Genomic DNA, 13,445 nt, shown 5'->3' with positions numbered 1-13,445 from the left:
TCAGCCTGAGTCGCGCGAGCTGGTTGTGGCCCGCCACACGCATATTCCGAGTGAAAAGTGGTGGTGCCCTATCTGGGCATCGCCTTCACCGTTGTGCTGCGGGTTGCCCCCAAGCCATCCATCTGACGAGGGCCGCGGAAGACCTGATCGCCAGCGGTCGGCCATGACCGGGCACTGAGGGGTGCTGCCAGCTTGCCAGGGCATCGGTTCGCTGGGCTGAGTTCTGGAAGTCCAACCGCAGGCCCACACGCGTCGCGCGGACTGGATGAACCCCTCGGCCTTGCCGTTGGTCTGCGAAGCGAACTTGAAATCGGTGAACGGCCGCTTTGAAGTTTTCGCGGCGACGTATTCGCAGCCGGTGTTCCAACCGATGAGCGCTGCACCTGCATGCCGGCCGGCGGGCCCTGCCGGCGCCGGGTAGAGAATCCAGGGCTTATGGAACTCCGATCGCTGCGCTACTTCATCGCCGTGCTGGAAGCGGGCAGCCTTTCGCGCGCCGCGGGTGCGCTGTACGTGGCGCAACCCGCGCTCACGGCACAGATCAAGAAGCTTGAGGAGGAGCTTGGCACGCAGCTCTTCGAGCGTTCGCACGTCGGCGTCACGCCCACGGCGGCCGGGCTGCAGCTCTATCACGACGCGCGCAAGCTGCTGTCCGACGCCAGCGCGATGCGCGAGCGCCTGCAGCGCACGCCCGATGGGCCCGAGGGCTCGGTCACGGTGGCCGTACCTTTCCTTCTAGCCTCGCTGCTGCTCGGGCCGGCGCTGGCGCGGCTGAAACAAAGGCATCCTCGGATTCGCGTGTTCGTCATCGACGACCTGAGCCTGATGGTGCGCAAGGCCATGGTCGAGCGGCGCGCGGACATCGGCATCCTGGTGGACAGCGATGAAGTGAACGGCCTCGATGTGAAGCCACTTGCGCGGGAGGCGATGTTCGTCTGCGGCTACGACGCCGACGGCAAGGTTGCGGCCATGACCGTGCAGCCTGCCACCGGTGCATCGAAGAAGCGCAAGGCGGCTACGGTGCCGAGGCCCGAGATGCCCTTCGCCCGTGCGGCCGGCCTCCCGCTGGTGCTGCAATCGCGCCGATTCAGCATTCGCGCGCAGGTCGAGCGCACTGCGTCGGACCTGGGCCTGGAGCTCAACATCGCGCACGAGCACGATTCCGCTCGCGTGATCCGTTCGCTGTATTTGGCGGGCGCGGGCTTCACCTTTTCTCCCGCCTGCGCCCTGGGCGACGCGCCAGCGGGCGGCAAGCGGTGGCTGGTGGCGCGCGTGGTGCGTCCCGAACTGGCGCGCACCTACTTTCTTGCAACCCCGTCAACGCGCGAGCCCGACCCCGCGACCCGGGCAGTGATGGACGTGCTCGTCGAAGAAACGCGCCGCATGATCGCATCGGGCCGCTGGGAGGCGGAGTTCCTGTTGGGAGAGAGGCCCGCACCAGGAGCGTCAGGCAAGCCATAGCGCCGGGCACTCCGAGTTGGCAGGGCCATCAACTCTTTTGATGGCCGCGCATCAGCAATCCGTATTTGTTGTTGTGCGCCTTCCGCTGCCAAAGTCGTCTCCATCCCGTGCCGTGGCTCGGACATCCAGGAGACAACTTGCAAACCACAGCCCCCGAGATCGCCAACGTCGGCGAGCTCACATCCCGTGCCGCTCGCATCCACGCGAAGCGGCTTGCCGTCACCAGCGCGCAGCGCTCGGCCACCTACGAAGAACTTGAGCAGCGCTCCAACCGTCTGGCCAACGCGCTGTGCGGCCTCGGCTTGCAGCGCGGCGACCGGGTGGGCGTGTACCTGCCGAACTGCATCGAAATCGTCGAGCTCGAACTGGCGTGCTACAAGGCCGCGCTCGTGAAGGCGCCCATCAACGCGCGGCTGGCGCCGGTCGAAGTGGCCGAGGTCATCGCGAACAGCGAGGCGACGCTGATCGTCACCACCGCCGAACGCGCCGAGAGCTTCTTGCCGCAGCTCAAGAGCGCGCCGCGCCTGCTGCTGCTCGACGTCGCGGAAGACTCCCCCACGTCATACGAAGGCGCGCTTTCTCGCGCCAGCGACCGCTTCACACCCGCACGGGTGAGCGCCGACGAACTCGCGGTGCTGCACTACACCTCGGGCTCCAGCGGCGTGCTCAAGGCCGCGATGCAGACCTTCGGCAACCGCCTCGCGCAACTGCGCAAGTTCCTGATGCGCGCCGACAACCTTCAGCCCGGCGACCTGCTGGGGCTGGTGGGACCGATCACGCACGCATCGGGCATGCAGCTGGTGCCGGCGCTGTGCAGCGGCGCCACGATCCGGCTTTTCAGCGGCTTCGATCCCGCACGCTTCATCGCGGAGATGAAGCGCGAGCGCGTGACCCACACCTTCATGGTGCCGACCATGATCAACATGCTGCTGGCCGAGGTGCAGGGCCGCTACCGCCCATTGCCCGACCTGCGGCGCCTGGGCTACGGCGCCGCGCCGATGGCGCCGGCTCGCATCATGCAGGCCATGGACGTGTTCGGCCCGGTGCTCTCGCAAGGCTATGGTGCGGGGGAGACGACCTCGGGCGTGTGCGGCCTGAGCGTTGAAGACCACCTGTTCGCGAGAGCCGCCATGCCCGAGCGGCTGGCATCGTGCGGGCGGCCGTTTCTCGAGTCGCGGGTGGACATCGTCGACGACGAAGGCCAGCCGGTGGCCGCCGGTGAGATCGGCGAGATCGTGGTGGGCGGCGCCGATGTCTTCGCGGGCTACTGGCGCGCCCCCGAGCTCACGGCCGAGGTACTGAAGAACGACCGCTACCACACGGGCGACCTGGCACGCGCGGACGACGACGGCTACATCTATATTGTCGACCGCAAGAAGGACATGGTGATCAGCGGAGGCTTCAACGTGTACCCGTCGGAGGTCGAGGCGGTGCTGTACCAGCACGCCGCGGTCGATGAAGCGTGCGTGTTCAGTGTGCCCGACGACAAGTGGGGCGAGGCCGTGGCCGCGCACATCGTGTTGAAGGCCGGCTCGGCCGCGGACGCGGCCGCGCTCGATGCCTTCTGCGCCGAACGGCTTGCGGGCTTCAAGCGGCCGCGCCGCATCGAGTTTGTCGAGGCACTGCAGAAGAACGCCAACGGAAAGATCGCGCGCAAGCTCATCCAGTCGCCGTACTGGGTGGGCCACGACCGCCGCGTGAACTGAGGAGCCGCACGACCATGACCACGCAAACCATTGCATCCGGGCCCACGGGCGCGACCACCGCTGCTTCCAGCGTGCGCTCTCCGCTGTTCGACGGACCGTTCGAAGGTTCGGAACGCGCGGCCGAATTGATTGCGCGCATCGGTGACTTCATCGACGGCGAGCTGGCCGCGCTGGTCCGCGAGCAAGGCATCGATCACGAGCACGGTGCCGACAAAGCCACGCTGCAGCGCGTGTGGCGACGCTCGCATGAACTGGGCTTCTACGGCATGACGCTGCCCACGAAGATGGGAGGCCTGGGGCTCTCGCTGCTCGACCACGTGTTGATCAAGGAATCGATCTACGCGAGCGGCTCGCCCCTGGCACCTCATGTGTTCGGAGAACTCAGCGGCCCGCCGCGCGTGGGAGCGCTGGCGCGCTATGCCACGCCGATGCAGCTCGCGAATTTCATCGTTCCGGTGGCGCAGGCCGAGAAGGCCATCTGCTTCGCGCTCACCGAGGCCGAGGCCGGTTCGGACCCCGGCGCGCTGCAGACGCAGGCGCGCCTCGAGGGCGACACCTACGTTGTCAACGGGCGCAAGCGCTTCATCTCGGGCTCGCCCTTTGCGGACTACGCGGTGCTGATGGCGTCCACCTCCGACAACCCCGAACGACGCGAGATCTCGGCCTTCTTCGTCGACCTGCGCCAAGACGGCGTGGAGGTGAAGGCCGGCTACAAGACCATGGCGGGCCAGTCGACCACCGGCGACATCCTGCTGACCGATTGCCGCGTGCCCGCCGCCAACCTCATCGGCGAGCCGGGCCGCGGTCTGGCGCTGGCGCTGGGCCGGATCACCGTCAACCGGCTGCTGCACTGCCCCGGCATGGTGGGCCTGGCCACGGTGGCTTTGAAGGATGCCCGCGACTACGCGCGCACGCGCCGCCAGTTCGGCCGCCCGATCTCGCAGTTCCAGGCCATCCAGCATTCGCTGGCCGACATGGCCACGCAGCTGGCGGCGGCGCGCGCGCTGATGATCTCGACCGCGCGCCAGCTCGACGCAGGCGGCGATGCGCGGGCCGATGCGTCGATGGCGAAGCTCTTCTGCTCGGAAGCGGCCTTTCGCATTGCCGACGCGGCGGTGCAGATCCACGGCGGCGAAGGCATCGTGCAGGGCCGGCGTGTGGAGTTCCTGTTCCGCATGCTTCGCATGTACCGCGTGCTCACGGGCACCAGCGAGATACAGAAGAACATCATCGCGCGCGAGCTGCTCGGCGAGGCGCCGTAGGCGGGCCAGGACGAATCACAAAGCAAAAAGATCCGGAGACAAGCGAAATTGAACAACGAACTTATCGATTGCATCGACCATTCACGCCGTGCGCTTTGCCGCGCGCTGGCGGCATCGCCTCTGCTGCCGCTCGCGAAAGCCGCAAAGGCCGCCGACCAATGGCCTAGCCGCCCCGTCAAGTGGGTTGTGCCCTACCTGGCAGGCACCGGTCCCGACACCGGCGCGCGCATCCTCGCCGAGTCGGCCGGCCGCTTGCTTGGCCAACCCGTCATCATCGAAAACAAGGGCGGCGCCGCCGGCAACATCGGCGCGCGTCAGGTTGCCCGTGCCGCACCCGACGGGTACACATGGATCTACTCCGCCGCACCCATGGCGGCGAACGTGCTGATGTACCGCAGTCCCGGCTACGACGTGATGAAGGACTTCCGCCATGTCATGCGGCTTACCACGTCGGATGTGCTGCTGGTCGTCAACCCGGCGTCGGGGATCGAGACTTTGCAGGACCTCGTTACCAAGGCGCGTGCCGCCCCCGGCAAGCTGGACTATGCCTCCGGCGGCGTGGGCACACCGTCGCATCTTGGCGTGGAGCTGTTCCTCAATGCCGCGGACATCAGCGCCACCCATGTTCCGTACAAGGGCGCGTCCGAACTGGTCAACGCCGTGCTGGGCGGGCAGGTGAGCTTCGGCATGCCCATCTTCGCGGTGGCCTTCCCGCAGGTGAAGGCCGGCAAGCTCAAGGCACTGGGCGTTGCCGGCACGCGGCGCAACGCCAGCCTGCCGGACGTGCCAACGCTGGCCGAGCAAGGCGTGCAGGGCGTGCAACTGACGTCATGGGGCGGGCTCTCGCTGCCCGCGGGCACGCCCGATGCGATCGCGGCGCGTGTTTACGAGGTCTTCAGCCAAATGCTCAAGGACCCCCCGGTGATCGCATCATTGAGCGAACTGGGTAGCCAGGTTTCGCCTTCGACACCCGAGGGTTATCTGCAGGTTATCCGGCATGAAGTCGAGTTGACAGGGCAGATGATGAAGAGCGCCAAGATATCGCCGCTTTAGAAAAAGCTCGCGCTGGGGTGCTCGGCCGAATGAACTGCCTTCGCGTTTTCCTTTTCCTTGTGAGGCGATGTTTTTATCAGGTCCTGCAGCGGCCGCCGAGCTTGGCTGTGCTTCAGAAATGCGCTCTGCGAAAACCAGCTTCGAGAGCTCGCTACTTCGGCTTTGGAGATAGGCGACCGGCGGCCTCGGGCCCTGAGCGGAAGTCTGGCCCTATGCAAAGCGGTCACTGCGGACAGGCGCAGTGGCACTCCATGGCGCGAGTCACTTTCTCATCGCTTTCCATGCCCCCACTGGTCCGCCCAAGCTGACAACGGCTTCAGCGCCTTCGCAAGACGGCGCCCTTCGTCCGTTAGTCGATAGCCACCCTCGGCGTGTTCGACAAGGTCGACTTCCCTCAGTTCAGTGAGCCGCGTGTTGAGCAATCTGGTGTTCGTCTCGCAAGCGTCTTGCAGGGCTCTGAAGGTCAGCGAGCCTTCCCGCAGCTCCCAGAGCACGCGCAGCGCCGTGCGCCGTCCCAGCAGGTCCAGAGCAACCATGATGGGACGGCCGGTGGTGGAACCGCGAACTGGTTGGCCGATACGAGGTGTCGTCATGCTTTACTTTATACAGCAGGAAGCCTACGATAGCGCGGCCATTGAATCAGGAGTCCGTATGCCCGCACGCATTGAGCCAGCAACGCCACCATTTGGTGAGGACATTTCCAGGCCACTCGACAGGCTGATGAAGGGACAGCCCCCTCTTCGGCTGTTCACGACGTTGGCACGCGACCCTCGTCTATTTCAAAAGTTCTTTGCCGGTGGGTTGCTGGACAAAGGCAACTTGAGTATCCGACAGCGCGAAATCGTGATACATCGCACAACGGCATTGTGCAAATCCGAATATGAATGGGGCATCCACGTCACGGCCTTCTCAGGGCTCGCTGGCCTGACGCCAGAGCAGGTCCAGGCGACCGTCACGGCTTCGGGGAACGAAGCCTGCTGGTCAGCCGAGGAGCATGTCCTTCTGCGCCTCTGCGACTCTTTGCACGAGCATTCCGACATCGACGATGGACTGTGGGACGAGTTGCGGAATTACTTTACCGAGGAAGCCATCATTGAACTGCTGATGCTGGCTGGCTTCTATCGCACCGTCAGCTACCTGACGAACGGGCTCCGCATGCCCTTGGAAGAGGCGGGCGCACGATTCCCGGCTTGAGGCCGCTTCTGGGCGAGGCGTCGGCGCATTGACTACCGTGCAACAACAGGAGAACTCTCGATGATCAAAGTCAGTGTCATGTACCCGTATGCCGGAGACGTCTGATTCGATCACGCTTACTACCGCGAGACGCATATGCCAATGATGAAACGGCTGCTCGGCGCTGCATGTCTGTACTACATGGTGGACAAGGGCATCTCAGGGCGCGCCCCAGGCATAGACCCTGTTTACGTAGCCAAATGCGAATTCGTCTGTACTTCTGTCGAAGCTTATCGGGCAGCTTCTGGCCAGCACCAGCAGGAGATCAGGGGCGACATCGCCAATTACACGGATATTCAACCCGTGGTGCAGATCAGCGAAGTGGTAGTAGAGCGTTCGGAAGTTTGACCAAGGTGCGAATTGGCCAAGCACCGCATCCGCGTATGGCAAACCCCGGGGGATAGCGCGGTGCTTTGCAAGCGTTTCACCACGTCGACGTAGTCGCGAAGCCAGCCCAAGCGGCGCGATCTCCGGTTGTGGCCGACTGTAGCTGGTCGCGCTTCCATCGTGAACGGGCCCGGAGCTACCGCTCTGCTCGCCTCGATTGCGGGGGCTCATTCTCTGCAGTCGGCGCGGTGAAGGCCGAGACACAGAACTGCAAACAATGGGCGGTCGGCAGTCCACTCGGTGACACCAACGCGAGGTGCCCCCTTTGGCATCTGATAACTGTGCTGTACGGCAAGGCCCCGCTTCACAAACGCCCCTGGGAAATTTTTTGCGCTTGGTTGGAGGAACTCGCTCGTCGGCTCGCGCTCATACGGGAAAATGCCGCTTGGAACCGCGCCGGTGGCAATCGACCGTCGGGGTGGGCCACGAATGTTTGTACCCCCAGAGCCCCCGCCCGGCAACATCACGAGAACCCCTCAATGACGATCATCGTGTCTGCTGACAGGCGCCGCGAAGGCATATCTGCCGTGGCGGCTCGGCTGGTGCCCTATCTGGGCATCGCCTTCACCGTTGTGCTGCTAGACCAAGCGTCGAAGTCGCTCGCCACACGATTCCTAAGCGGGGGCGAAATCCTTCCCATCACGCCCTTTGCCGATCTCGTCCTGGCGCACAACCGGGGCGTTGCCTTCTCTTTCTTGGCCGACGCTTCGGGCTGGCAGCGATGGCTGTTTACGGCGCTTGCCATCGCGGCGGCTGCATTCATCCTCAAACTGCTGGCGCAGCCCGGCGGAACGCTGCTGTTCAGAGCGGCCTTGGCACTTGTGCTCGGCGGCGCGCTGGGAAATGCGATCGACCGCTCGTGGCAGGGACATGTGGTCGACTTCATCCATCTTCATTGGCGCGACGTCTACGACTTCGCCATCTTCAACGTGGCCGATTGCGCCATCACTGCAGGCGCAGCACTTCTGGTGCTGGCTGAAATCAGGCGGCCGCGAGCTGCTTGAAGCAGATTCGAGCTTGCTCTCACGGAGCCGGATCCGCCGCCGCAACTGATCGGTCGCGTGGGACTTGGCATTTTGGTGGTGAACGCGAAGGCCAGGTACCGGTCGGTGACGGCTGTTGCATCCATGATCGGGAGCTTTACCAGAATCGGCCGATAAAGTTGACGGCCTTCTCAAAGAGGCTGTTCGGCAGCACGGTGCTCATGACAATGCAAGCCCACCCGATGAGACCGATCAAGAAGCCAGTCCGATCGCCGCTGCCCCACATCAGGTAGCCGATACCCGCAATGGCTGAACCCAAAGCGAACATGAGAAGTCGACCTTTCCAGGTAGCCATCAAACTCCAATCTTTGCGCGGTTGATCAGAAGCCTTCTTTCGCCTTCGCGGTGGAGCGGGCCCGATGGGAATTGCCCATCGACCACGCCGTCATTACGAAGGTCGGGTCATGGCCCGCATTCTGCCTTTCCTGCTGAGGCCGCAACGGTTGTCGAGGGCGGCTACTTGGCGCTCTCGCGACCTATGAGGTCCCACGCAAGGCCTGCAACCCAACCGATGCCCACCAACCATGCCCCGGCCTGAACTGTGTCGACGTCGACCGGCGCGGCCCAATTGACCACCGCCGCGAGCGCCAAGCCGACAGCGGCGCCAAGACAAGACAATGGTGAGACGAGCGCGTCAAGCATTTGAGAGGTATGGGCGAATGTCTGGTTCTGGCCGAGCTTTGCCCTAAGCGGCATGCGGTTCAAATGAGCCCGCTGCCGAGGCAAAGTGTAGGGGTAGCGCTGATGACTTGACTTGGCCAGCCAGCCCTCGCGCAAGAAACTGCGCCATGCCCATTTTGAAATGCTCGGGCGAATCACTGCGTGGCACCGTGACGACTTCCCACAAACCACTTGCGCCGACGGTGCTCCAGCAGAACAAATCGCCATCATCCGAAATAGCCCATGGCAGGAGGCCGCCTGGCTCAAAGAAGAGCGGGAATGGGAAGTTCTCCGGATAGCTGGTCCGGAGTTCGCGCAGCGCCGAGAGCTGAATGAACATCTGGTCCAGCAGGTTCACATGTGGGTTCGCGCTGAAAGGGTTGAGAACGGTCAAGAAACTATTGATGGTCCCCGAACCGTAGTGGTCAATGAACTGCATGTAGTCGGTAGGCAACGGGCCACCAAGCTTGGACGTCACGGCACCCCATTGACCCGTGGTGCCTTGCTCGGTCAGCCGGGCAGGGCGTGGGAGCAGACTGAGGAGTTCGTCAATGACCATGGGAATTGGGCCGATGTCGGTTCATGACTGGATTCTGGCCGACGACTGAACGTCCGATGTTGGCCGAACTGTGCCATAGCTGTGTGAGTACGCCGCGCTGCTATTCGCCGTCGAGTCGCAAGAGCTTCTCGTCGAACCAGATGTCTTCGTAGCCCGGCGCAATCAAGAAGCGCCAGCCAGTCATACAGGTTTTGAGTACAGTTTCCGAGTGACTGGTTGTGGCCGGCAGGCGCCGTCTACCGCGTCAACTCCGCATGGTAGCCAACGCGGCAACGCATTTGCTATCTCGTACAAGGCAATAGCCAGCGCCACCCGTCATGGATGAAGGGAAGCTCTCGAAGTACCAAAGTTCGTCACCAGCGACGATTTGGGCCTTCAACGCTTCCCAACGTGCTAGCCACGCCGGGCTAACCTGAGCGTTGTACTCGACAGACCTCCGCTGAAGCTCTGCTTCCGCATCCTCAATGGAAAGTCGACGCCGCCATGACGTTGGCGGTGGAAATGTTGTCGTCTTCATACGCTACGGAAAACCGTGACCTTGTCGGGAATGTCCGCAATTGGCGGGAGGCGCAGTTCAACCTACTGCCAGAACTTCCATGAGGATTTGGGAGTCGCTCGGACCTTCTCGGGTCGCTTGTAGTTCGCATTGAATTTCCATGTCCCACCTTCTTGATAGAACTCGATAGTCGATTCCAACCAGGCTTCGCCGTGCTCCTGAAAAACCGCCCAGTACTGCTCGCAGAGCTGCGCAAGGTCTTGGGAGATGCTCGCCTTGTCGTCCGACTGGTCGTTTTTGAGCCCGTAGTTGATGCGGTGACCGTCGCAGTCAATCGTAAGCACGCCGCGGGTCCAAGATTCGGGCGAGCAGCGAATCGCCTCATGCAGAAGTGAAGTGAGGGCCTCGCTGTATTTGTCTAGCTTGTCCGTCATGCCTTGATTGCCCGGGATGTTGGCCGCCACCGACCGATTGGCGATTGTTGACGCGCCTTTAGTTGGCGTGCACGCGCTTCAACGAGTTCAGTTCCAAGTTGGCCCAAAACTGTCGTGTAATCGCCTCGAACGTCGGCTTCCAAGCGAATTGGGCCTCATCGGTGAATGTCAGGTGATGGCCGCCTGTAGCCGGTTGCGCCTTACGGCGCTTCGAACCTGAGCCGGCATAGCCGTCGTGCGGAAGCAGAGCGTTCCCAAAGACCTTGTACTTGGCACCGCCGTTCAGGCGTGCAACGGGATTGCTTCATAGCGGCTTGCTCATGCGCAAGATCGGGACCGCAACACCGCCGCGGTCGTCCGTGAGGCGTTCGCATGGCTCGTAGCCGCAGGCGCGGTAGAGCGGTGCGCCTGCCATGGTGGCCATCAATTCAACTTTCTTGAAGCCTTCGGACCGTGCCGCCCCCTCACAGAGCGAGAGAATAAGCCGACCCACGCCTTTGCGCGTGTGTTGCGGGTGGGTGTACATGGCGCGGACCCGCGCCGCATCCTTTGCTGGGTCGAGCAGGACAGCGCTGCGACCGGGCGACTGGTCTCCGCCGTACAGGGTGGCGCGGCGGCTCCATCCACCGCAACCTGCAACCCTGCCGTCCGCTTCCACGACGAAATAAGTTCGATCATCGATGAGCTGGGTGTCCAACCCCATGATCGCCCGGCTCGACGCAATCTGGCTTTCGTCGAGGAACGGCTTCTGCAATTCGGATATTGCAGCGTCCATCAAGGCCCTTAGCGCGTCAATGTCGTCGCGGTGGGCAAGCCGGTAGGTCAGCTTCGCACTTGTCATGGTTCGCTCCTTGAGGCCGCCTGCGCATTCACCAATTTAGACTAGATCAAGTCGCTGCTCGTTTGCAAGCGCCGATGCTTGAGACTGAACGTCCGATCGTGGCCGACTGTAGCCGAAGGGCGGTCGGCGCCGGGGGGCCGAGCCGTCAGCTGGCTTGTTCGAAAGCCGTCATTCGTTGCGACCGCAATGGGAGGCCAGACCTCAGGGCTGGCAGACGGCTTCCAGATGTTCGTGCGTGGAACGTGTTTCTCATATCCAGTCCCATCATCAACGCCGACGACTTGATGGCCGACGCAGGGTCGAAGGTTGCAAGAACTCGTCCGCGGGAGGCCCGTAAGTCATTCCAGACGATCAGCCGCAGCTTGATATGGGTCAAGCACCGGCGCCACCGCGCACCCTAGGATGCCCTGATGGAATCAAGGAGCTTCTTGTGAAAGCATATTTTGTGGGTGGCGGCATCGGCTCTCTGGCAGGCGCGGCATTCATGATCCGTGACGCGGGCGTCGCGGGCGCGCAGATCACCATCATCGAGCGCTCGGCGATTGCCGGCGGCAGCCTGGACGCCGCGCCGCATGCGACCGGCGGCTACTCTCTGCGTGGTGGGCGCATGCTGACTTCTGACCACTACGAATGCCTGTGGGATCTGCTGAAGACCATCCCCTCGCTCGACCACCCGGAAGAATCGGTCTTTGAAGAGACGGCTCGCTTCAACCGCGAGCATCCGGCCCACTCGAGTGCGCGCCTTGTCGACCAGCACCGCTTCAAGCTCGACGTGAGTTCGATGGGTTTCACCAACGCCGACCGGCTGGAGCTGGTGCGCCTCGCCGAGACCTCCGAAGACGCATTGGGCACCAGCCGCATCACAGACTGGCTCTCGCCCCCGTTTTTCCGTACCAACTTCTGGTGGATGTGGCAGACCACTTTTGCCTTCCAGCCCTGGCACAGTGCAGTCGAGTTGAAGCGCTATCTGCATCGCTTCATGAATGAGTTCCCGCGCATCGAGACTCTGGCAGGCGTGAAGCGCACGGTCTACAACCAGTACGACTCGATCGTGCAGCCACTCGAAGCATGGCTGCGCGCGGGCGGCGTGAATTTCGTGCACGGCACGACCGTGACCGAAATGGACCTGCGCGACGAAGGAGGCCAGGTCACAGTGCAGGCGCTGCATGTGCTCGACGACGCGGGCACGCGACGGATCGCCGTCGGCGCCGAGGACTTGGTCTTCTTCCAGAACGCGTCGATGACCGATGCGTCGAGCACTGGTTCGATGGAGTTCGCCCCGCCGCGCCTGACGATGGCCGACAGCGACGGCTGGACGCTATGGGAGAAGATCGCACGCGGCCGGCCGGAATTCGGCAACCCCGCAGCGTTCAACAGCAGCATCGCCGAGTCATACTGGGCCTCGTTCACGGTCACCTGCAATACGACGGCCTTCTTCGACCGCATCGAGAGCTTCTCTGGCGACCGTGCTGGTACCGGCGGACTGGTAACGTTCAAGGACTCGAATTGGCAGATGTCGGTGGTGCTGTACCACCAACCCCACTTCCGCGGCCAGCGCGCCGACCAGCAGGTCTTCTGGGGCTACGCGCTGCAGCCAGACCGCGTCGGAAACTTCGTACCCAAGGCGATGAGCGACTGCAGCGGCGCCGAGATACTGCAAGAATTGCGCGGTCACCTGAACTTCGACCCCGAGGTGCTGGCCGGCGCGATCTGCATCCCCTGCCGCCTGCCCTACATCACCAGCATGTTCATGCCACGCGCCAAGACCGACCGGCCGTTGCCGGTGCCCAAGTGCTCGCGCAACCTGGCCTTCGTGAGTCAGTTCGTCGAGATCGGCGGCGACGTGGTGTTCACGGTCGAGTACTCGGTGCGTGCGGCGCAGATGGCGGTCTACCAGTTGCTGGGCGTGCGACGCCAGGTGCCACCGATCACGCGTCACGACCACTCGCTCAAGGTCATGTTCGATTCGCTGGTGAAGTCCTTCAGCTGAGGTCGCAACGCGGCTCGCGCCGAAGTTGCAGAACAACGCCACTCCGATGTTGCAGGTCATCAACTCGCCCTGTTGAACCGTCTTGGCAAACTCTCCAGCGGCCGGCCGGCTGGCTTCGCTTGCTGCGGTCGTTCACGATCGACCGGTCGTGGCCGAGGCCGTGTGAAAACGGGTTGAATAACTGACGGTGCTCGCCTAGATTGTGGCAACGCTACTGAAGGGCAGCCACATGAAGCGATTCATCGAAGGCGAGGATCGACAGCAGGTCACTCTGCTGCCAGAGTGCCTTGACGACTATATCGGCGAAGACAACCCGGTGC

The 13,445-nt window shown here is 63.2% G+C and carries 12 protein-coding genes and 1 pseudogene; 8 read left to right on the top strand and 5 right to left on the bottom strand.

Going from position 1 to position 13,445, the window contains the following annotated elements; genetic code table 11:
- Nucleotides 1-435: 435 nt before the first annotated feature.
- From FB547_RS29205 to FB547_RS29190, 4 genes are all read left to right on the top strand, one after another.
- The gene (locus FB547_RS29205) at nucleotides 436-1,461 is read left to right on the top strand and encodes a LysR family transcriptional regulator (protein ID WP_145747119.1); all 1,026 of its coding nucleotides are present in this window, start codon (nucleotides 436-438) and stop codon (nucleotides 1,459-1,461) included.
- A 137-nt stretch (nucleotides 1,462-1,598) separates the two neighbouring features.
- The gene (locus FB547_RS29200; protein WP_145747118.1) at nucleotides 1,599-3,167 is read left to right on the top strand and encodes an AMP-binding protein; all 1,569 of its coding nucleotides are present in this window, start codon (nucleotides 1,599-1,601) and stop codon (nucleotides 3,165-3,167) included.
- 14 nt (nucleotides 3,168-3,181) lie between these two features.
- On the top strand, nucleotides 3,182-4,429 hold the full coding sequence (locus tag FB547_RS29195) for an acyl-CoA dehydrogenase family protein (protein WP_145747117.1): 1,248 nt from the start codon (nucleotides 3,182-3,184) through the stop codon (nucleotides 4,427-4,429).
- Nucleotides 4,430-4,477: 48 nt separating this feature from the next.
- Nucleotides 4,478-5,482 carry a Bug family tripartite tricarboxylate transporter substrate binding protein gene (locus tag FB547_RS29190; RefSeq protein WP_410000822.1) on the top strand — a complete coding sequence of 335 codons (1,005 nt, stop codon included), beginning with the start codon at nucleotides 4,478-4,480 and terminating at the stop codon, nucleotides 5,480-5,482.
- A 269-nt stretch (nucleotides 5,483-5,751) separates the two neighbouring features.
- Here the strand turns inward: FB547_RS29190 and FB547_RS29185 are convergent, their stop codons facing one another.
- A complete protein-coding gene (locus FB547_RS29185; protein WP_125951901.1) occupies nucleotides 5,752-6,075 on the bottom strand; it encodes a winged helix-turn-helix transcriptional regulator in 324 nt (107 codons plus the stop codon).
- Between the two features lie 58 nt (nucleotides 6,076-6,133).
- On the opposite strand from FB547_RS29185, the gene FB547_RS29180 reads away from it, so the two are divergent.
- From FB547_RS29180 to lspA, 3 genes and pseudogenes are all read left to right on the top strand, one after another.
- Entirely contained in the window at nucleotides 6,134-6,676 is a 543-nt protein-coding gene (locus FB547_RS29180) for a carboxymuconolactone decarboxylase family protein (protein WP_145747116.1), read from the top strand.
- 60 nt (nucleotides 6,677-6,736) lie between these two features.
- Nucleotides 6,737-7,063: pseudogene (locus FB547_RS29175) on the top strand (EthD family reductase).
- 518 nt (nucleotides 7,064-7,581) lie between these two features.
- Nucleotides 7,582-8,106, top strand: coding sequence for a signal peptidase II (gene lspA, locus FB547_RS29170; protein ID WP_145747115.1), 525 nt, complete (start codon nucleotides 7,582-7,584; stop codon nucleotides 8,104-8,106).
- Between the two features lie 136 nt (nucleotides 8,107-8,242).
- Here the strand turns inward: lspA and FB547_RS29165 are convergent, their stop codons facing one another.
- The 4 genes from FB547_RS29165 to FB547_RS29150 form a co-directional block, all read right to left on the bottom strand.
- Nucleotides 8,243-8,440, bottom strand: coding sequence for a hypothetical protein (locus FB547_RS29165; RefSeq protein WP_145747114.1), 198 nt, complete (start codon nucleotides 8,438-8,440; stop codon nucleotides 8,243-8,245).
- A 390-nt stretch (nucleotides 8,441-8,830) separates the two neighbouring features.
- Nucleotides 8,831-9,364, bottom strand: coding sequence for an SMI1/KNR4 family protein (locus FB547_RS29160; protein ID WP_145747113.1), 534 nt, complete (start codon nucleotides 9,362-9,364; stop codon nucleotides 8,831-8,833).
- A 579-nt stretch (nucleotides 9,365-9,943) separates the two neighbouring features.
- Nucleotides 9,944-10,324, bottom strand: a complete 381-nt coding sequence (locus FB547_RS29155) for a hypothetical protein (protein ID WP_143062631.1) — start codon at nucleotides 10,322-10,324, stop codon at nucleotides 9,944-9,946.
- 274 nt (nucleotides 10,325-10,598) lie between these two features.
- Nucleotides 10,599-11,135: a GNAT family N-acetyltransferase gene (locus FB547_RS29150; RefSeq protein ID WP_145747112.1), complete on the bottom strand. Its 537-nt coding sequence runs from the start codon at nucleotides 11,133-11,135 to the stop codon at nucleotides 10,599-10,601.
- Between the two features lie 367 nt (nucleotides 11,136-11,502).
- Here FB547_RS29150 and FB547_RS29145 point away from each other — a divergent pair, with 367 nt between their 5' ends.
- Nucleotides 11,503-13,125 carry an oleate hydratase gene (locus FB547_RS29145; RefSeq protein ID WP_145747111.1) on the top strand — a complete coding sequence of 541 codons (1,623 nt, stop codon included), beginning with the start codon at nucleotides 11,503-11,505 and terminating at the stop codon, nucleotides 13,123-13,125.
- The last annotated feature ends 320 nt before the right edge of the window (nucleotides 13,126-13,445 follow it).

Origin of the sequence: Variovorax beijingensis (genome assembly GCF_007828835.1) — a bacterium.
In the GTDB taxonomy this organism is placed as follows: domain Bacteria; phylum Pseudomonadota; class Gammaproteobacteria; order Burkholderiales; family Burkholderiaceae_C; genus Variovorax; species Variovorax beijingensis_A.
Note: the sequence above shows the minus strand (reverse complement) of the source record. Positions and strands in the feature narration are given on the sequence as shown.